General features: G+C 63.6%; 18 protein-coding genes. 8 read left to right on the forward strand and 10 right to left on the reverse strand.

What is annotated here, in order from left to right; all coding sequences use genetic code 11:
- Positions 1 to 219 precede the first annotated feature (219 nt).
- Positions 220 to 867, forward strand: coding sequence for a Pr6Pr family membrane protein (locus OGL93_RS02365; RefSeq protein WP_346659628.1), 648 nt, complete (start codon positions 220 to 222; stop codon positions 865 to 867).
- Here OGL93_RS02365 and OGL93_RS02370 read toward each other — a convergent pair.
- The 6 genes from OGL93_RS02370 to OGL93_RS02395 all read right to left on the reverse strand — a co-directional run bounded on the left by OGL93_RS02370 (position 815) and on the right by OGL93_RS02395 (position 8,183).
- Positions 815 to 1,597 carry a siderophore-interacting protein gene (locus OGL93_RS02370; protein ID WP_263260762.1) on the reverse strand — a complete coding sequence of 261 codons (783 nt, stop codon included), beginning with the start codon at positions 1,595 to 1,597 and terminating at the stop codon, positions 815 to 817. The genes OGL93_RS02365 and OGL93_RS02370 overlap by 53 nt on opposite strands.
- Before the next feature lie 3 nt (positions 1,598 to 1,600).
- The gene (locus tag OGL93_RS02375) at positions 1,601 to 2,137 is read right to left on the reverse strand and encodes a PadR family transcriptional regulator (RefSeq protein WP_263260763.1); all 537 of its coding nucleotides are present in this window, start codon (positions 2,135 to 2,137) and stop codon (positions 1,601 to 1,603) included.
- A 55-nt stretch (positions 2,138 to 2,192) separates the two neighbouring features.
- Entirely contained in the window at positions 2,193 to 5,312 is a 3,120-nt protein-coding gene (locus OGL93_RS02380) for a transglycosylase domain-containing protein (protein WP_263260764.1), read from the reverse strand.
- 110 nt (positions 5,313 to 5,422) lie between these two features.
- The gene (locus OGL93_RS02385; RefSeq protein WP_263260765.1) at positions 5,423 to 5,644 is read right to left on the reverse strand and encodes a metallothionein; all 222 of its coding nucleotides are present in this window, start codon (positions 5,642 to 5,644) and stop codon (positions 5,423 to 5,425) included.
- A gap of 96 nt (positions 5,645 to 5,740) precedes the next feature.
- The gene (locus OGL93_RS02390; RefSeq protein WP_263260766.1) at positions 5,741 to 7,162 is read right to left on the reverse strand and encodes a mechanosensitive ion channel family protein; all 1,422 of its coding nucleotides are present in this window, start codon (positions 7,160 to 7,162) and stop codon (positions 5,741 to 5,743) included.
- Positions 7,163 to 7,274: 112 nt separating this feature from the next.
- A complete protein-coding gene (locus OGL93_RS02395; RefSeq protein WP_263260767.1) occupies positions 7,275 to 8,183 on the reverse strand; it encodes a LysR family transcriptional regulator in 909 nt (302 codons plus the stop codon).
- 95 nt (positions 8,184 to 8,278) lie between these two features.
- On the opposite strand from OGL93_RS02395, the gene OGL93_RS02400 reads away from it, so the two are divergent.
- Positions 8,279 to 9,457 (forward strand): aspartate aminotransferase family protein, encoded by a 1,179-nt coding sequence (locus OGL93_RS02400; RefSeq protein WP_263260768.1) that lies wholly within the window; start codon positions 8,279 to 8,281, stop codon positions 9,455 to 9,457.
- Positions 9,458 to 9,468: 11 nt separating this feature from the next.
- Here the strand turns inward: OGL93_RS02400 and OGL93_RS02405 are convergent, their stop codons facing one another.
- Entirely contained in the window at positions 9,469 to 9,999 is a 531-nt protein-coding gene (locus tag OGL93_RS02405) for a DUF4174 domain-containing protein (RefSeq protein ID WP_263260769.1), read from the reverse strand.
- Between the two features lie 87 nt (positions 10,000 to 10,086).
- Positions 10,087 to 11,520: a M48 family metalloprotease gene (locus OGL93_RS02410; protein WP_263260770.1), complete on the reverse strand. Its 1,434-nt coding sequence runs from the start codon at positions 11,518 to 11,520 to the stop codon at positions 10,087 to 10,089.
- A 182-nt stretch (positions 11,521 to 11,702) separates the two neighbouring features.
- On the opposite strand from OGL93_RS02410, the gene OGL93_RS02415 reads away from it, so the two are divergent.
- Both OGL93_RS02415 and OGL93_RS02420 read left to right on the forward strand, forming a co-directional pair.
- Positions 11,703 to 11,942: a sulfurtransferase TusA family protein gene (locus tag OGL93_RS02415; RefSeq protein WP_263260771.1), complete on the forward strand. Its 240-nt coding sequence runs from the start codon at positions 11,703 to 11,705 to the stop codon at positions 11,940 to 11,942.
- A 20-nt stretch (positions 11,943 to 11,962) separates the two neighbouring features.
- Positions 11,963 to 13,033, forward strand: a complete 1,071-nt coding sequence (locus OGL93_RS02420) for an AI-2E family transporter (RefSeq protein WP_263260772.1) — start codon at positions 11,963 to 11,965, stop codon at positions 13,031 to 13,033.
- Between the two features lie 11 nt (positions 13,034 to 13,044).
- On the opposite strand, the gene OGL93_RS02425 is transcribed toward OGL93_RS02420, so the two are convergent.
- Positions 13,045 to 13,509 (reverse strand): peroxiredoxin, encoded by a 465-nt coding sequence (locus tag OGL93_RS02425; protein ID WP_263260773.1) that lies wholly within the window; start codon positions 13,507 to 13,509, stop codon positions 13,045 to 13,047.
- 10 nt (positions 13,510 to 13,519) lie between these two features.
- Positions 13,520 to 14,080: a glycine cleavage system protein R gene (locus OGL93_RS02430; protein WP_263260774.1), complete on the reverse strand. Its 561-nt coding sequence runs from the start codon at positions 14,078 to 14,080 to the stop codon at positions 13,520 to 13,522.
- A gap of 247 nt (positions 14,081 to 14,327) precedes the next feature.
- On the opposite strand from OGL93_RS02430, the gene dapA reads away from it, so the two are divergent.
- The 4 genes from dapA to purC are packed head-to-tail and all read left to right on the forward strand — an operon-like array spanning position 14,328 to position 17,867.
- On the forward strand, positions 14,328 to 15,206 hold the full coding sequence (dapA, locus tag OGL93_RS02435; protein WP_263260775.1) for a 4-hydroxy-tetrahydrodipicolinate synthase: 879 nt from the start codon (positions 14,328 to 14,330) through the stop codon (positions 15,204 to 15,206).
- Positions 15,207 to 15,223: 17 nt separating this feature from the next.
- Positions 15,224 to 16,339, forward strand: coding sequence for an outer membrane protein assembly factor BamC (gene bamC, locus OGL93_RS02440; protein WP_263260776.1), 1,116 nt, complete (start codon positions 15,224 to 15,226; stop codon positions 16,337 to 16,339).
- Position 16,340: 1 nt separating this feature from the next.
- A complete protein-coding gene (locus tag OGL93_RS02445) occupies positions 16,341 to 17,099 on the forward strand; it encodes an MBL fold metallo-hydrolase (protein ID WP_263260777.1) in 759 nt (252 codons plus the stop codon).
- Between the two features lie 57 nt (positions 17,100 to 17,156).
- On the forward strand, positions 17,157 to 17,867 hold the full coding sequence (gene purC, locus OGL93_RS02450) for a phosphoribosylaminoimidazolesuccinocarboxamide synthase (RefSeq protein ID WP_263260778.1): 711 nt from the start codon (positions 17,157 to 17,159) through the stop codon (positions 17,865 to 17,867).
- The last annotated feature ends 40 nt before the right edge of the window (positions 17,868 to 17,907 follow it).

Raw genomic sequence — 17,907 nt, forward strand, 5'->3', positions numbered from 1 at the left:
GGCGCTATGCAGAGCAGGGGAGCGCAGTGACCGCAGGCAGTTTTCGTAGGCATTCGAGGCAGGCTTTCTAATGGTTTCTACTGACGGGCTGAACGGGTTCAGCAAAGGGCGCGGGGAGGATATAGAGATCCGCGACTGCGGCAAAGCGCCGCTGCAAAGACACAGTTTTGTGCATACCGTAACAATGGCCGGCACGCCGTGATGGGCAGGCAGGGTGCAGTGCGCGCGTTAGCTGTGGTCGCCTGGGCCGCCTTAGCCTTGCAGCTTTATCTGATGCTGCAAGTTCGCTGGGCGCTGGGCGCCAGCCTGGTGGGAGGGGTAATTGACTTTTTCAGTTACTTCACAGTATTGAGTAATACATTGGCGGCCAGTGTGCTGACGGCTCAGGCGTGGCCCCACGACACCTGGCTCGGGCACCGGTTGCGCTCGCCCTCGGTGGCGGGCTGCGCCTGGGTGAGCATTGTGCTGGTGGGCATCGCCTATAACCTGCTGTTGCGCCAGTACTGGGATCCGCACGGCGCCCAATGGCTGGCCAATGAAGTGCTGCACAATCTCATGCCGCTGGCGTTCTCGGCGTTTTGGTGGGGGTGCGTGCCCAAGGGGCGGTTGCGCCCGGCCAACATTGGCTTGTGGGCGCTGTATCCCTTGGGCTGGTACGCCTTTACGCTGTTGCGCGGCTGGACCGTCGGCGTGTGGCCGTACCCGTTTATTGACGCAAGCGAGCTGGGCTTTGCCCGCGCCCTGCTCAACGCTTTGGGCCTGTTCGCAGCGTTTTGCCTGGGCGCGCTCGCCTTGGTGGCACTCGACCGCCGCCTCAGCCTTCGCCGGGAACATCCTCGTCCCGCCGCCAATAACCCGCGGCCTTGATGTAGTCCTCACTTAACCCGAAGTGGTCGAGCAACACCCGCCGCAGCCGCCGCGACAATGCTGCTTCGGTGGCGACCCACGCATAGAGCTGGCCCTGGGGCAGTGTAAGCCCCGCGACTACCTCCTCCAAGGCTTGCTCATGCCGCTGCACCCAGATCACCTGAACACCGGGGCGTTCCGGCAGTGGCTGGCGTTCGGCGGCATCCTCGATCTCGATCACCGCCAGCACCTGGCGGTTGGCGGGCAGTTCTTCGAGCCGTCGACCAATGGCGGGCAGGGCGGTTTCGTCGCCGATCAGCACGTAACTGTCGAAGACGTCATCGACGACCAGCGAGCCGCGCGGGCCGGCGATGTATAGGCTTTGGCCGGGCTCGGCGCGCTCCGCCCAAGTGGACGCCGGGCCATCGCCATGGATGACGAAGTCGATGTCCAGCTCCCCGGCTTCCAGGTCGATACGCCGCGGCGTGTAGTCGCGCATGGCCGGTTTCGGCCCTTCGCTGTCGCGGCCCAGCACCATCGTTTCCAGTGCGGCTTGTTCCTCGGCATTACGTGGGAACAACAGCTTGATGTGGTCGTCGCTGCCCAGGCTCAGAAAACCTGCGAGCTCTGGGCCGCCCACGGTGATGCGGCGCATGCGGGGGGTAAGCTCGGTTACGCGCAGCACCTGGAGCTTGCGGCGCTTGATCTCATGCATCACACGGCGAATGGCGGCGTCGGGTCCTTTGATCATGGTTCAGTCCTGTTGGGTGGGGCCATCGGCGATGGCGCGGGCAGTGGTGTTAAGCAGGTCGCACACGCGGACGATCTCCGCTTCGCTCCAGCGACCGTGATGAAGTTGCAGCGCATGGCGCAGGTTGTTGACCGCCTCGTGGATAGCCGGGGGCCGGTCGTGGCCTCGTAACGCCCGCTTGCTGACGTCGATACGGGTGCGGATGCCATCCAGTGCGACGGCTTGTTCGGCCAGCAGCGCGCGCCCGGCTTCAGTGGCGCTGTAAAGCTTTTTACTACCTTCGCTGGCGCTGATGATCAGATCGCTCTCTTCAAGGAACGTAAGGGTCGGGTAGATCACACCGGGGCTCGGGCTGTAGGCGTCGTCGAACATCGACTCGATGCGGCGGATCAAGTCATAGCCATGGCAGGGCTGTTCGGCGATCAGCCACAGCAGCAAAAGCTTGAGGTCGCCCGGGGCGAATACGCGCCCACCACGGCCACCGCGTTCACGCCCGCGGCCTCGTTCCAAACCATCGTGGGGGGGAAGGTGATGTCTCATGTTTGTGTGCTCTCTTGGGTGTGAGAGCGAGATTAAGATATATCTTAAGAATCGTCTATAGATGTATCTGGCCGTTGGTCGCCACAACCTCGGTGGGCTTGACCGCGCACGCCTCGCGGTTTTTGGCCTGCTGCAAATAGGCGTTAAGGAAGGGGGCCATGCCCTTGAGCACCTGCACAGGCAGCGCCGAGGTGAAGGTGAAGTTGGCGGACGCGCGGCCAGGCACGAACGCGGTAAGCGTGCCGAAGTGGTGATCGCCCAGGTAGAACACGAAGGTTGCGGTACGGTTGAGCGAGCGCGATCCCAGCAGCCGACCGCCGCTGCCGAAACTCTCTATACGATTGTCCCCCGTACCGGTTTTACCCCCCATGGCCAACGGCGTGCCATCGGCCTGGGTGAAACTACCTGCCACTCTTCGCGCGGTGCCGGCATCCACCACCTGCGCCAGTGCTTCGCGCATGGCGCTGGCGACCTCGCTGGACAGCAGCCGCTCGCCGCCATCGGTACGGGTGATCACTGCGGTTTCGTAAGGGGTGCCCTGCGCGAACAGCAGGTTGTCGATGCGTACGGTCGGCAGGCGCACGCCGTCGTTGAGGATCACTCCCATAAGCTCCGCCAACGCTGCCGGCCGGTCCCCGGAGCTGCCAAGCGCAGTCGCCAGGGAAGGCACCAGGTGATCGAACGGATACCCTAGCCGCTGCCAGCGGCGGTGCACGTCGAGGAAGGCTTCTATCTCGATCATCGTGCGAATGCGGCTGTCACGGGCGCTCTTGTGCTTGCTCTTGAACAGCCAGCCGTACACTTCCTGGCGCTCGAAGCGGCTGGCGTCGACGACCGCGGACCACTCGGCGTCCGGGTGCTGCAGCAGATAGCCCAGCAGCCACAAGTCCAGCGGATGTACCCGGGCAATATAGCCCTGGTCGGGCAGGTCATAGGCGCCCGGGCCGTAGCTTTGGTACATCTCTTCCAGGCGCTTGTCGGTGAGCGGCGTTTTGCTCCAGCGCTGGCGCACGAAACGGGCGAATTCCGCCGGCTCCGCGCTGGGGTACAGGTAGCGGTGCACCGCCGCCAGCCGCACGGGCGTGGCGCGCAGGCTGTCGAGGAAGGTGTCGAGGCGGTCTTGGGTGTTCTTGCCTTCGTATTTGCGCCAGAACCTGCGCAGATACTCGGTCCCTTCGCGGTCGGCGAAGCGGGCAAGGTACGCCTGGCGCTGCGGGTTGCTGTCGTCCTTGAGCAGCTCGGCGCTGTTGTTCGGAGCCTGGTAGGTGCTGTAGCGCACCAGGTCGCGCATCAACCGCACGAAGGGCAGGTTGATCGACTCCCGTAGCGCCTCCTTGAGCGTCGGGCTGCGGCTGTCGTCCTCGTGGCGAAAGTTATGAAAGGTGTGTACGCCGCCGCCGGTGAAGAAGCGCTCGCCCGGGTTGGCCGAATATTTGCGCTCCAGTGCGGCGTCCAGCATCGCCTTGAGGTCGTGATCCGGGGTTTGCAGCAGGTAGTCCAGCGCCCAGCGGGTAAGGTGGTCTTGCGGCTCTACCGGCACCTTGCGCAGGTTGACGGGGCTCTGCCCAGCGTAGCGGTCGTGCAGTTCGTTGATGATCTCCAGGTAGCTGGTCAGCACCCGCAGCTTAGCGGTGGAGCCCAGTTCGAGCTTGCTGCCTTCGTTGATGTCGAAGGGCTGGTCCGTGTTGTCGGTTTGCACACGCACGTGGGCCCCGTCCAGGGTGTTCTCGAACAACGTAAAGCTGTATTTCACCTCCCGGGTGCTGGCCGGCGTAAGCAGGCGCTCGCCAATCACCCCGATGCTTTGAGCGAATGCTGGGTCTGCCAGTTGCTTGAGGTAAGCGGTGGCTTGCTCTTGCAAGCGGGCATGCAGGCTGGTGGTGGCCGCCAGGTCAAGGCGGTCCAGGTCATACAAGGGCACATTGAGCAGCCCGGCCAGGCGGCTGCGGGCCACGCTGACACCTTTGTCGTTGGCGTAGGGTTCCCAGGTGGGCTCGCGGGCCCAGTCTCGCCAGCGTAACCGGCTGGCGAGGGCAGCGCTGGCCTGTGCCTGGGTTACTACGCCCTGGCTGGCCAGTACGCGCACGTGGGCATCGGTGAGGCGGTCGAGTTCGTCGTGGCCGCGGCTGAGAAAATGCGACGGCCGCCGTTGCGCGATCATCAACGACAGCACTTGCCGCAGCGCCAGGCCCTGGTCGGCAAGGGCCCTGGCGGACTGATCGGTGCTGCGCAGGGCCGCATTGACCTGATTGAAGTCCGCGCCGTACCACACCCGCAGCCCCTCGGCGAGCCCATGCACCTCGCCATGCCCAGGCACGGCCGACAGCGGAACGCTGTTGAGGTAATCACGCACGATCCGCTGGCGCGCCGGTAGGGTTTGCGGGCCGTCCTGATAGGCCCGCACGCTGGCGGATAACATCTGCCGCAGCTTTTCGCCCCCAGAGGTGGTAAGGCCGTCTGGGGAGTGGCGGTATTTCTCCAACTGGGTCGCCAAGGTGCTGCCGCCCGCCGATTGCCCGGGCAGCCCTAACGTGCGGGCGATCTGGCTCCAGGCCGCCTTGGCGAAGCGCGGCCAATCCACCGCCGGGTTTTGCGTGGGTTGGTCGGCGTCCAGCAAGTGGCGGTTTTCGATGAACAACAAGCTGTTGACCACCAGCGGCGGGATCTCGTCGAAGCGTTGGTAAAGCTGCTGCGGATAGCGGAAGTGGTACAGCTCGGCAGTGGTGCAGTCGTCGATCAACAAGCCTGCCTGTGGCTTTTCCGCATAGGGGATGAACAGCCCGTAGCCAGCATAGCGCGTGAGCGCCGGGGAAAACCGCACCTGCCGCTGCACCGCGTAGTTGCGCTGCAGCAGGCGGCTGACGAAGGTACCGATGTCGCTGTAGCCCAGGCGTTTATCGAACGGGCCGGCGGAGGGGTAGACGATGGCGTCACTCGGCCCTTCGGCAGCCTCGAAGGTCAGGGTTTTGGCCCAGCGAGACAACCCCTGGGCCTGCAAGCGTGCTTCCTGCATTTCGGTGCGGGCCGCGAGCCCCACGGCGATAGTGATGGCGGCGACCAGCACGGCGGCCAGCTTCCAGCGATAGGGTTGGGTAGCGGTAGGGGGCTGAGCGGGGGCCGGGCTGTCGACGGTCGCCTGGGTCTTGCTGGGGTCGTTGTGCCACAGAGCGCCCATAGTGCTTAGCCTCGTGACGATAATTCTGCCTCACTGCTTTGTAGCGTAGACGCCAGAGGGCTTGCCCGCGCAGCGGCACGCTGTGTTTCGCGGGTGCGCTTGATGGATGGTCAGAGGGATGCGTCGTGGCTGCACTGGGGTGGTGGTAATGCCCCGGCCTTGCGCTCGTCTTCCTCGAGCACGGCGTGTTCACAGTGGCAATCCGAGCGTGGGCAGGGTTGTTTGTCGGGATGGCGCTCGGCGCAGGCGTAGCTACAAAACGCCTGGCCGTCCCGGTTGAACGATGGTTTGGCCAAAGCCTTGCATTGGGGGCAGGCGCAGGTTTGCGGCATGGCGTGTCTCCTGGATCCGCAGGGGCAGGCGTTGCTTGCATTGGCCTGCATTGTCTTGGAAGCACAAACGCTGGCGGGAGTTCACGAGCGCTACGTTCAGTGACGTTGCAGCCAACCCAGGAACCCGCCCTTGCGCACCGGCGCCGGCCGTTGCAGCAGCAAGGACTGGCTGCTTTGCCGGCGCACCGCTTGCAGTTTCTGCAGCGCCTTGCCGACCTCCACCCGCGTAGCGACACACTCACGAGTGAGGGCCTTTTCAAGGCTGTAGAGGGTGCAGGAGGTGAGGGCCGTAAAGCGCGCCTGGGAGGGAGTATCGTCCAGAACGCTCTGCTCACCCATGACTTCGCCCGGGCCCATGCGCCCGGCTTCAAGCAAGCGTTCGCCGTCGGCGATGGCCGCGCTGACCACCCCGGTGCCGATGATGTAAAGGTTAGGCGCGACCTCGCCGATCTCCAGAATGACCTGGCCGGCGGCGACTTCCCGTGGCTGCAGCGCCTCGGCGAGGCGATCCTTTTCGGCCGCGGCCAGGGCCCGGAACACCTTCACTTCATCCAGCAGCGCCCGTTTGCGGGCACCGGCGGGCGGGCCCTCCAGGCCTGTTGCTCCGGCAGCTTCCAGATGCCGGTGAGCGAGGTCGAACAGCTGGTTACGCACGTCACCTTTGCTGGCCAGGCTGGCGATAAAACCACTGGCGGTGTATTCGGTGGTGTCTTCCCCGGCTTCCTTGACCAATGCTTTTGGGGCTGGTTCGGGGAGCAAGGCATGGGTGCCGCGCAACGCCCGCTCCAGCGCTTCCAGCACGCGGCCTGGGCGAACCCGGTTAGGTACGCTGATGGTAATGGACACCCCATGCCGGCCCGCCGGGCGGCTGAAGTTGACGATACGGGCCTTGGCCGCCACTGAATTGGGCACCACGGCAGTGGCGCCGGCGAGGGTGAGCAAGTGAGTGGCACGCCAGTCGATGTCCACCACTCGGCCCTCAGTGCCGTCGATCGACACCCAGTCATCTACCTGGTAGGGCTTGGTGGTGTTGAGCACGATCCCGGAAAACACATCGCTGAGCGTGCTTTGCAAGGCCAGGCCGACAATGATGGCCACGGCGCCGGAGGTCGCGAGCAGGCCCTTCACCGGCAGTTGCAGCACATAGCCCGCGGCCGCCACCACCGCGATCAAGAACACTACCGCCCCCAGCACATCCCGTAGCAGGCGGCCGCTGTGGCCGATGCGGCGGGTGAGGATCACCCCGAGCACTTCGCTCAAGGTGCGCGCGCCATATAGCCACCAGATGATCGCGAGGCCGGTGGCGGCCAGGTTCCAGATATTTTGCTCCGGCCATGCCGGTGCCTGCAGGGGGCTGATCCCTGCGCTCATGATGACTGCGCTGAAGCCCAGGAACAGCGCCAGGCGCACGCCAACCCGGGCTGCTTGATGGGCGAAGGGCGCCCATTGCCACAGCAGCAGGTCGGCGATCAGCAAGGCCAGGCTCAACAGCAAGGGCTGGGCGGAGAGGTCTAGCATGGCGGGGTTTTCCATGGAGGTCGGCGTTGGGAAGCTTATCACGCCGCCTGGCTGGCTTCCGGCTAGCCTGCCGGGGGCACAGCGCATGCAACGCATGGTGCCTAAACAGATCCTAGCGGCGCGCCCAATTGGCCAGGGCGAACTCCACAAAACTGCGAATTTTCGGCAGCCGATAACGATCGCCAGCGTACAGCAGGTTCATCGGCCGCCGGGGCAAGTTGTAGCCTTGCAGCAGTGCGACCAGCTTGCCGTTGCCAAGGTCCTCCTCCACTAGGGCGTCGGGCATCATCACTACCCCCATGCCTGCCCTTGCCGCCTGGTGCAGCCCCGAGGAGCTGTTTATCGTCAGCGAGCCGCTGACTGGCACTATCACCTCACCTTCCGGCCCCTGGAGCCGCCATTCTTTCTCGACCGAGCGCCAGTCGTCCCCGGCGGGGTAGGCGAACGCCAGGCAATCGTGCCGCTGCAGGTCCAGCGGGGACAGCGGCACGCCGCGCCGACACAGGTAGCCGGGCGCCGCGCAGATAGTCATGGTGTAGTCCTCTAGCGGCCGGGCGATCACGCCATTGGCCGGATCTGGGTTGCCCAGGCGAATGGCAAGGTCGAAGCCGTGATCGAGGATATCCAGGCGCTGGTTGTTGAGCACCACATCCAGCATCACCTTTGGGTAGAGCCTGCTGTATTCGGCCAGGGCCGGCGCCAGCCGCTCCGCGCCAAAGGTCAGCGGGGCGGTGAGCCGAAGCCTGCCGGCAGGTTCGGCCTGGGCCACCTCGGCGAGGCGCTCGGCATCGCTGACCAGGCCCAGTACCTCCACGCAGCGCTGGTAGTACTGGGCGCCGAACTCGGTCAAGCGTTGCCGCCGGGTGGTGCGCTGCAGAAGGCTTACGCCCAGCCTGCGCTCAAGGGCGCGCAGGTGGTTGCCCACCATGGTGGTGGACATCCCGCAGGATTGGGCGGCCGCGGTCATGCTGCCGTCTTCCACCACCCGCACATACACCGACATCGCTAGCAGCACGTCCATTTTCAAGCCCTGCTTCTTAATGATTAAAGGAAACAAGCGTTTATCCAGTTGAGCTGGCTAACGATACTGGAATCCCACTGCAAAGGAGCGCAACCATGACCGCCGTTGACTTGATGAATACCTATAACCCCCTGCCGTTAAGCTTCGTTCGCGGTGAAGGCGCCAGCCTCTGGGATGCCGACGGTAAACACTACCTCGATGCCCTGGGGGGCGTGGCCGTCACCAGCGTGGGCCATTGCCACCCCAGCGTGGTGGAGGCGATTCGCGATCAGGCCGGGAAGCTGTTGCATACCTCGAACCACTTCGCCATCGAATGGCAGCACCGCCTGGCCGCGAAGCTCACTACCCTCAGCGGCCTCGATGCGGTGTTCTTCAACAATTCCGGTGCGGAAGCCAACGAAACGGCGTTGAAGCTGGCACGGCTCACGGCTTGGTATCGGGGTATCGAACGGCCGCGCATCGTGGTGATGGAGGGGGCGTTTCATGGCCGCACCTTGGCCACGCTGGCGGCCAGTGACGGCCCCGGTATGCGGCTGGGGTTTAGCGCTTATGACGAAGATTTTATTCGGGTTCCTTTCGGCGACCTCGGCGCCCTTCAGGCGGTTGCCAAGCGTCACGGCGCGGACGTGGTGGCGGTGCTGCTCGAGCCGGTGCAGGGGGAAGGCGGGGTGCGCCCGGCACCGGCTGGGTACCTGCGAGCGGTGCGGGCGCTGTGTGACCGGCAGGGCTGGCTGATGATGCTCGACGAGGTGCAAACCGGATTGGGCCGTACCGGCCACTGGTTCGCATTCGCCGAGGAAGGCGCGGTGCCAGATGTGCTCACCTTGGCCAAGGGCCTGGGCAATGGCATCCCGATTGGTGCCTGCCTGGCCAGGGGGCGCACCGCTCGCTTGCTGACGCCAGGCAGCCACGGCAGCACCTTCGGCGGCAACCCGCTCGCCTGCAGGGTGGCCTGTGCCGTGCTGGAGGTCATCGAAACCCAGCAACTGCTTGCCAACGCGCAGCGCCAGGGGGCCTGGATGCTCACTACGCTACAGGCCCGGCTGGCCGGGTATAGCGGGGTGCGCGAAGTGCGCGGTAAGGGGTTGATGATCGGTATCGAGCTGACCCGCGCGGCGGGAAACCTCACCCGGGCCGCCGCCGAGCGCGGCCTATTGCTTAACGTAACCCGGGGTACAGTGATACGTTTGCTGCCCGCGCTTACCTTGAGCGATGCGCAAGCCGCCCGGATCGTCGAGCATCTGTTGGAGATATTGCAATCCCTTCACGCATGACTGGGCCTGGATCAATCTTCCAGGTCCGTCGGGGGTTTGGCCGCGGCGGCCTTGGTAGCCTTGCCCTTGTTGGCCTTGGGGTTATCCGCCGGCGCCTCGGCAGCAGGCGCTGCGGCTGCCGCAGCCTGCTTCTCCGCCATGGGCATTTGGTCGATGGTGGAGAAAATCTGTTCCACCTTGAGCGGGTCGGTGCTCTCGAGTTTTTTCTCGCCATCCTTGCCCACCAGCACCACCTTGGCGCGGGTGCCGGCGCCCAGGTTCAGCTCGCGGATCAGCGCCATGGTCGCCTGGGTTTCCAGCGGCTTGCCGTTGCGTTCTCCCGAGAGCCCAACCACTTTGTAGATGACTACATCTCGTTGCTTGAGGCCTGGGTCCTGAACCGCCTTGTCTTCGTCCACCAGGGCTTGTTCGCCGCCACTTTTGGAATAGATCAGCAAGGGCCTGGCCTTGCCGCGGTCCTGAGCCAGCGGCGAGTCGCTATCGGCCGCATAGAGCGGGCTGGCAGCGAACAGGGCGATGAGCGCGAGGGTGCGGATTGGCATTAGGTACCTCCTTAGATCTAGATCCCCTAATCATTGCTCAAGCTGGGCAAAGGACCAGTCAAAAATGGAAAAAAAGCGCTGGGCTTATCAACGCATCATCTCTTTCACGGCGCGCTCCTGCTCCATCAGTTCTTTCTGCCGTGCGTCCAGGCGCGAGGCTAGCGGGAAGTTGTCGCCAGCGCGGCGCTTGGCGAAGTCCAGTTGCTGAATGGCTTGCTGGAAGTCCCCGGTGAGCGCGAAGTACTCGGCGCGCGCCTGATGCAGGCCAATGATATTGCCGTTCTGGCCCCGGGTTTCGGCGACCATGTACCAGACGTCCGGGTCCGTGGGGCGAGACTTGAGCAAGGCATCCAGGCCTTTTTCAGCGTCCGCGGTTCGGCCTTGCTTGAGCAGCACGTCGATGCGTGCCTGGTTCACCGGATAGCTGGCAGGATACAGCGTGAGCAGGTGGTCCACCCGTTGCTGAGCGTCTGGCAGGCGATTGTTGGTGATGTCCAGGTCGACCTCGGCGAGGTTATAGGTCATGTCGTTCGGCGCCTTGGCCAGCAACGGCTTGAGGTTCTCGCGGGCTTCGTTGAGCTGGCCGGCCTTGATCTGGGCAATCGCCAGGCCATAGCGAGCGGTGTCGTTGTTGGGGTTTTCGTCCAGCTGGGCGCGGAAACGCTTGGCCGCCACCCCGGGAGTTTCTTCATAGATCAGTTGCACCCGCGCGCGCATCAGCTGGTACAGGGGGCTGTCTTCCTTGCCCCCTTTGGGCGCCTGCTCGGCGCGGTTGCGGGTGTCAGCGATACGCGATTCGGTCACCGGGTGGGTCAGCAAAAACTCTGGCGGCTTGGCGGCAAACTGGTACTGCCTGGCCAGGCGCTCGAACATGTTGGGCATGTTGCGTGGGTCATAGCCTGCTTTTTGCAGGTTCAGGATACCGATGCGGTCTGCCTCGGCTTCGTTCTGCCGAGAGAACCCCAGCTGGCTCTGAATGGCCGCCGCCTGGCTGCCAAAGATCGTCGCCATGCCAGCTTCGCCAGCCCCGGCCGCGGCCATCACTACGCCCGCCAGCAGCGCGGCCATCATCGGCAGTTGCATGCGCTGTTGTTCTTCCAAGCCCCGCGCGAAGTGGCGCTGGGATAAGTGGCCGAGTTCGTGGGCAAGCACGCCGGCGTACTCGCCTTCGGTTTCGGCGCCGAGGAACAGGCCGCCGTTCACCCCGACGATACCGCCAGGCGCGGCGAAGGCGTTCAGCTCCTTGCTGTCGATGATGATGAATTCCAGGCGACGGTCCTGCACCTGGCTGGTTTCGGCCAGCCGGTAAACGCTGGTTTCGACGAAGTCCTTGAGCTGTGTATCTGGCAGCAGCTTGACCTGCGAGCGCAGCATGGTCAGCCAGGCGCGGCCAAGGTCGTGCTCTTGTTCGGGCGAGACGATGGCCGAACTGGCGTCACCGAGGGAGGGGAGGTCGTCGGCGTGGACGGGGAGGGTCAGCAGGCAGGCCAGGGCCAACAGCGTAGGGCGCAGAAAGGTCATGCACGAAACTCTGGGCGGCAAAAGGGTACTGTATCCATGGCAAGGGGTGAGCCACAAGGGTGCGGGGTCAAGGGACTGGATGAAACTGTTGCCTGAAGATTTCATGGCACTTCTGTACCCTTGAGTGCTCTGCCATGCGTTAAAACGAAAATGTGAAGGCAAACCACACTGAGAGGGGTTCGATGGTCGATGAAATAAAGTGTGACGCCGAGGTCGACGCCAGCGGTCTGAATTGTCCGCTCCCCTTGCTTAAGGCCAAGCTCGCCCTCAACGCGATGATGGCTGGCACGGTACTGAAGGTCGTTGCCACAGATGCCGGTTCGCAGCGGGATTTCCGCACCTTCGCCAAGTTGTCGGGCCACCTTTTGCTGAGCGAGTCGGCGGACGCGGGGACCTACACTTACTGGCTACGGAAAAACTGACCTTCCGCCAAGGATCTTGCATGTACAAGTTGTTCAGGGACTGGACCCAGCGTTACTTCTCCGACGAAGAAGCAGTTGTGCTGGTGTTGCTGCTGGTGCTTGCCTTTACCGTGGTGCTCACGGTTGGGGGCATGCTTGCGCCGGTGCTGGCGGCCATGGTGCTGTCGTTCCTGATGCACGGCTTGGTCGCCCACCTGGAGCGCTGGAAAATGCCTCCGGCCATGGCAGTTGGGCTGGTGTTCACGCTGTTCATGGCCTTGTTGGCGGTAATAGCCCTGGTGCTGGTGCCACTGCTATGGCACCAGTTGATCACTCTGTTCAACGAGTTGCCCGGCATGCTGGGCAAGTGGCAGTCGCTGTTGCTGCTGTTGCCCGAGCGCTATCCGCACTTGGTCACCGATGAGCAGGTGTTGGCGGCGATCGAGGCGGCCCGGGGCGAGATCGGTAAGTTCGGCCAGTGGGCTTTAACCCTTTCGCTGTCCAGCCTGCCGTTTTTGGTCAACCTGATGATCTACTGCGTGCTGGTGCCGATCCTGGTGTTCTTCTTCCTCAAGGATCGCGAGTTGATCCGCCACTGGATCAGCGGCTACCTGCCACGCGAGCGGGTACTGCTGACCCGCGTGGCACAAGAGATGAACCGGCAGATCGCCAACTACATCCGCGGCAAGGTGGTGGAGATCGTGATCTGCGGGATTGCCACCTACATCGCCTTCGTGGCCTTGGGCCTGAACTACTCGGCGCTGCTGGCGTTGCTGGTGGGCATTTCGGTGGTCGTGCCCTACGTCGGCGCGGTGGTGGTGACCGTGCCCGTGGCGCTCATCGCGTTGTTCCAATGGGGCTGGGGCGATCAGTTCATCTACTTGATGGTGGTGTACGGGATCATCCAGGCCTTGGACGGCAATGTGCTGGTGCCGCTGTTGTTCTCGGAGGCAGTCAATCTGCACCCGGTGGCGATCATCTGCGCGGTGCTGCTGTTTGGCGGCCTGTGGGGGTTCTGGGGGATTTTCTTCGCCATTCCCCTGGCCACGCTGGTCAAGGCCGTGCTGGAGGCCTGGCCACGCAACCAGGCCCCGGTCGCCCCGTTGTTATAGGCGGGGGTTATCTACAACCCCCGTGCGGCTTCCAACACCTCGGCCACGTGCCCGGGCACTTTGACCCCGCGCCATTGCCGGCGCAGCACGCCCTGTTCGTCGATCAGAAAGGTGCTGCGGTCCACGCCCAGGTATTCCTTGCCGTAGAGCTTCTTGAGCTTGATCACATCGAACAGCTGGCAGAGGGTTTCGTCCTTGTCGCTGATTAACTCGAAGGTAAAGCCCTGCTTGGCCTTGAAATTCTCATGGGACTTGAGCCCGTCCCGCGATACGCCGAACACCACGGCGCCCGCGGCCTCGAACTGTTCATGCAGGTCCCGGAAGCCTTGGCCTTGGGTCGTGCATCCAGGCGTGCTGTCCTTGGGATAGAAATAAAGCACCAGCTTGCGACCCCGTAGTTCCGCCAGGGAGATCGTGCGGCCAGAAGTGGCCTGGGCGGTGAAATCCGGCACCAGCTGGTCGAGGGCAACGGCCATGGGCCACTCCTTACATCGGGTTCTGTGGGCGCCACGGTTCGATGAGCGCGTCCAGGTTGAGGGCGTCGGCGAAGTCCAGGAACTGGTCCCGCAACCAGCTGATTTGTACGCCAGCCGGCAAAGTCACGGTAAAGGTGGCGTTGAGCATCATGCCGCCGGTTTGCGGCGCCTGGTAAGTGTCGCAGGTGAGGTTCTCCAGCTCGACGTTGTTGTCGATGAAGAACTGGCACAGCTCGTTGATGATGTCCGAGCGGTACACGGAGCTCACGTAGGCCACGTAGGGCAGCGACAACGGCCGGCTGTCCAGGGTCGAACTACGGACCACATTGACGTGCAGGTCGTGACGCTTGGCCAGGCCTGGCAGCAGGCCCTCCAGGCGGGCGAGGGCGTCCCAGTTGCCGGAAACCTGCAGCACCAACGCACTGAATTCGCCGTGGCGGGTCAGCCGGGACGTCACTACCGAGCAGCGGCTGTCGTGGCTGGCACGGCAGAGCACATTGGTCAGCTCCATGGGGTTGCGACCCATGGCGCTAAGGACGAGAAATTGTTCGCGAACGGGTGGGGTGGACATGCAGCCTTCCTAAAGCGATGAGCGGTCAACACAGGCGGGCGCCGCGGGAGGTCACCGTACCACGGCCGGCCACGGGGCGAGCCATGTTACGAAGCGACCGCGGCGGTGGCGCTCGCCCATGTCGATCAAAGGATCAAGGGTAGCGAAAAGCGCCGTCCGTGGGAATGCTCGAAACCGTGGCGTCGCTTGTGCAAGGCCGGTGGCGCCAGTACCATTACCGCTCTCTTTTTCCGGCAGGAGCGGTTGCATGTTCTCGGGCAGCATGGTGGCGCTGGTCACCCCGATGGATGCCAAGGGCAGTCTCGACTGGGACGCTCTCAGCAAGCTGGTGGATTTCCACCTGGATAATGGCACCAATGCCATCGTAGCCGTCGGTACCACCGGTGAATCGGCCACCCTGGACGTACAGGAACACATCGAGGTTATCCGCCGGGTCGTCGATCAGGTAGGCAAACGCATTCCGGTCATCGCCGGCACTGGCGCCAACTCCACGCGTGAAGCGGTGGAACTGACCACCAACGCCAAGAACGCTGGCGCCGACGCTTGCCTGCTGGTAACCCCTTACTACAACAAGCCGACCCAGGAAGGCTTGTATCAGCATTTCCGCCACATCGCCGAAGCCGTGGCCATTCCGCAGATCCTTTACAACGTGCCGGGCCGTACCGCCTGCGACATGCAGGCCGACACCGTGGCGCGGCTGTCGAAGGTGGGTAACATCATCGGCATCAAGGAAGCCACCGGCGACCTGCACCGGGCCAAGGACATCCTTGACCGCGTCAGCGCGGACTTCCTGTTGCTGTCCGGCGATGATCCTACCGCGGTCGAGCTGATCCTCATGGGCGGCAAGGGCAATATCTCGGTGACCGCCAACGTCGCTCCTCGGCAAATGGCCGACCTCTGCGCCGCGGCGCTCAAAGGCGAGGCGGCCGCTGCTCGTGATTTGAACGAGAAGCTGATGCCCCTGCACAAGAATCTTTTCCTCGAGGCCAACCCGATCCCGGTGAAGTTCGCGCTACATGAAATGGGCCTGATGGCCGAAGGCATCCGCCTGCCGCTCACCTGGTTGAGTGAACCCTGTCAAGAGCCGCTGCGGCAGGCCCTGCGCCAGTCCGGCGTTCTGGTTTGAGTGAGGAAGTACAACGCATGAAGCGCTTGGCTGGTCTTTCCGCCCTTGCTGTCATTATTTCGAGTACCAGTGGCTGCGGTTGGCTCTGGGGTGAGCACGGCTATTTCCGTGATCGTGGCAACGACTACCTGGACGCCCGGCGCACTGCGCCGATGAACCTCCCGGACGGCGTCGCCACCACCAAGCGCCTCGACCCACTGCTGCCTATCCCACGCAACGTCGCCGACGACACCGCGTTGACCGATTACGAAGTGCCGCGCCCACAACCCCTCTCGGTGGTCGCGGACAGCAGCGACTTCACCTTGCAGAAGAGCGCCGCCAGCCGCTGGATTCTGGCTCAGCGCCCGCCTGCCGAAGCCTGGCCGGTAGCCCGCCAGTTCTTCGAGGACAACGGCTTCCGCATCGAGCACGAAAGCGTTCAAACCGGCGAATTCACCACGGCCTGGCAGCCCTTCGATAGCCTGTCCAGTGACCTCGGCCAGCGCCTGCGTGGAAGTTCGGACGTCAACGGCGACATCCGTTTGCAAGTGCGGGTAGAACCAGGCGTGCAGCGCAACACCAGTGAAATCTACGTGGTCAGTGCGCAGCGCCCCGCCGGCAGCACCGCGAACGTTGATTTCCCTGCTCGTACCACCAGCGGCGTGGACGCGACCCTGGTCGACGAAATGCTCTCCAGCCTGACTCGCGGCGCCGAGAAGGGTGGATCGGTTTCCCTGCTGGCCGCGCGTGACTTCGACGCGCCAGGCCAAGTGGCAATGAGCGAAGACGGCAGCGGCAACCCGGTGCTTACCGTGGGCAGCGACCTGGATCGCGCGTGGTCCAGCGTGGGCCGCGCGCTTGAACAGGGTGGTAAATGGCGCGTCGAGGACATCAACCGCAGCCTGGGCCTGTACTACATCAACCTCGCTGAAAAAGGCGGCCGGCCAGAAGACAACAAGCCGGGCTTCTTCAGCGGCCTGTTCAGCCATGAGCCGACCAAGGAAGAAATCGAAGCTCGCGCCGAGCGCTACCAGGTTCGCCTGAGCAAGGTAGGCGACGCGGTGCAGGTGACTGTAGAGAAGAACATCAACACCGTGGCCCCGGCGGACGTCGCCCATCGTGTGTTGAGCGTCATCCAGGACAACCTGGGCTAACGTGCGCTTCGCCGTTCTCGGAAGCGGAAGCCAAGGGAATGGCACGCTCGTCTCCAGCGGTAGCACGCTGGTGCTGGTGGACTGCGGCTTCTCGCTGCGGGAGACCGAACGGCGCATGGCGTTGCTGGGCGTACACCCGGCTCAGTTGAAGGCGGTATTGATCACCCATGAGCATGCCGACCATGTGCACGGCGTGGAACTGCTGTCACGGCGCTACAATGTGCCGGTATACCTGAGCGAAGGTACCCGCAGCGGTTTGCGCAAGCCGGTGTTGCCGGCCCGCCTGGTGCATTGCGGCGATGCGTTCGACCTGGGTGAACTGCACGTGCGCGTGGTTGGTGTGGCCCATGATGCGCGCGAGCCTACCCACTATGTGTTCAGCGACGGCAAGCGGCGTTTTGGGCTGCTCACCGACCTGGGCTCTTGGTGCCCGAAGGTGATGAAGCACTACAGCGGCCTGGATGCCTTGATGATCGAGGCCAACCATTGCCGAGATCTGCTCGCCAGCGGTCCGTACCCGTACTACCTCAAGCAGCGGGTGGGCGGTGACCGGGGGCATTTGAACAACCATCAGGCCGCGGGCCTGGTGGCCGAACTGGGATGGCAGGGCTTGCAGCATCTGGTGCTCGCCCACCTCAGCCAGAAGAACAACCTGCCGGAACGTGCCAGGCAGTGCTTCGTCGACACCCTCGGGTGCGACCCTGCCTGGCTACAACTGGCGGATCAGGCCTCAGGGCTCGATTGGCGGCATATCGCCTAGGGTGCGTGCACCGTCCAGTGCAGCCCCAGCCCCTTTATTCAGTTACCGGAGCCCATCATGGAAAAACGCGAAGAACTCTACCGCGGCAAGGCCAAGTCGGTTTACAAGACCGATGACGCCGACCGCCTGGTCCTGCTGTTTCGCAACGACACCTCGGCGTTCGATGGTAAGCGTATCGAGCAGCTCGATCGCAAGGGCATGGTGAACAACAAGTTCAACGCCTTCATCATGCAAAAGCTCGAGCAGGCCGGGGTGCCGACCCAGTTTGACCGCTTGCTGGGCGACAATGAGTGCCTGGTGAAGAAGCTCGACATGATCCCGGTAGAGTGCGTAGTGCGTAACTATGCCGCCGGCAGCCTGGTCAAGCGCCTGGGCGTGGAGGAGGGCAAGAAGCTGGAGCCGTCCACCTTCGAACTGTTCCTTAAAAACGATGCTATGGGTGACCCCTTCATCAACGAATCCCACGTGGTGGCGTTCGGCTGGGGCACCGCCGAGCAGTTGGCGACCATGAAGCAGCTGTCGTTGAAGGTCAACGAGGTGCTGAGCAAGCTGTTCGACGACGCCGGCCTGCTGTTGGTGGACTTCAAGCTGGAATTCGGCGTGTTCCATGGCCAGATCGTATTGGGCGATGAATTCAGCCCCGACGGCTGCCGCCTGTGGGACAAGGAAACCCGCAAGAAGATGGACAAGGACCGCTTCCGCCAGGGGCTGGGTGGTGTGATCGAAGCCTACGAAGAGGTCGCGCAGCGCCTGGGCGTTCCGCTGTAAGCGCAGCCGTCACGCAAACGCCTGATAGCACGCGGTTTTT

Source organism: Pseudomonas sp. RIT-PI-S (assembly GCF_025642975.1).
Classification (GTDB): Bacteria; Pseudomonadota; Gammaproteobacteria; order Pseudomonadales; family Pseudomonadaceae; genus Aquipseudomonas.

Coding starts and splice junctions, on each gene's coding strand:
- OGL93_RS02410 (WP_263260770.1), bottom strand. CDS start 11,520: ATGACCTTTCTGCGCCCTACGCTGTTGGCCCTGGCCTGCCTGCTGACC.
- OGL93_RS02430 (WP_263260774.1), bottom strand. CDS start 14,080: ATGTCCACCCCACCCGTTCGCGAACAATTTCTCGTCCTTAGCGCCATG.
- OGL93_RS02380 (WP_263260764.1), bottom strand. CDS start 5,312: ATGGGCGCTCTGTGGCACAACGACCCCAGCAAGACCCAGGCGACCGTC.
- purC (WP_263260778.1), top strand. CDS start 17,157: ATGGAAAAACGCGAAGAACTCTACCGCGGCAAGGCCAAGTCGGTTTAC.
- OGL93_RS02370 (WP_263260762.1), bottom strand. CDS start 1,597: ATGATCAAAGGACCCGACGCCGCCATTCGCCGTGTGATGCATGAGATC.
- OGL93_RS02405 (WP_263260769.1), bottom strand. CDS start 9,999: ATGCCAATCCGCACCCTCGCGCTCATCGCCCTGTTCGCTGCCAGCCCG.
- OGL93_RS02420 (WP_263260772.1), top strand. CDS start 11,963: ATGTACAAGTTGTTCAGGGACTGGACCCAGCGTTACTTCTCCGACGAA.
- OGL93_RS02395 (WP_263260767.1), bottom strand. CDS start 8,183: ATGGACGTGCTGCTAGCGATGTCGGTGTATGTGCGGGTGGTGGAAGAC.
- OGL93_RS02425 (WP_263260773.1), bottom strand. CDS start 13,509: ATGGCCGTTGCCCTCGACCAGCTGGTGCCGGATTTCACCGCCCAGGCC.
- dapA (WP_263260775.1), top strand. CDS start 14,328: ATGTTCTCGGGCAGCATGGTGGCGCTGGTCACCCCGATGGATGCCAAG.
- OGL93_RS02400 (WP_263260768.1), top strand. CDS start 8,279: ATGACCGCCGTTGACTTGATGAATACCTATAACCCCCTGCCGTTAAGC.
- OGL93_RS02375 (WP_263260763.1), bottom strand. CDS start 2,137: ATGAGACATCACCTTCCCCCCCACGATGGTTTGGAACGAGGCCGCGGG.
- bamC (WP_263260776.1), top strand. CDS start 15,224: ATGAAGCGCTTGGCTGGTCTTTCCGCCCTTGCTGTCATTATTTCGAGT.
- OGL93_RS02385 (WP_263260765.1), bottom strand. CDS start 5,644: ATGCCGCAAACCTGCGCCTGCCCCCAATGCAAGGCTTTGGCCAAACCA.
- OGL93_RS02415 (WP_263260771.1), top strand. CDS start 11,703: ATGGTCGATGAAATAAAGTGTGACGCCGAGGTCGACGCCAGCGGTCTG.
- OGL93_RS02390 (WP_263260766.1), bottom strand. CDS start 7,162: ATGCTAGACCTCTCCGCCCAGCCCTTGCTGTTGAGCCTGGCCTTGCTG.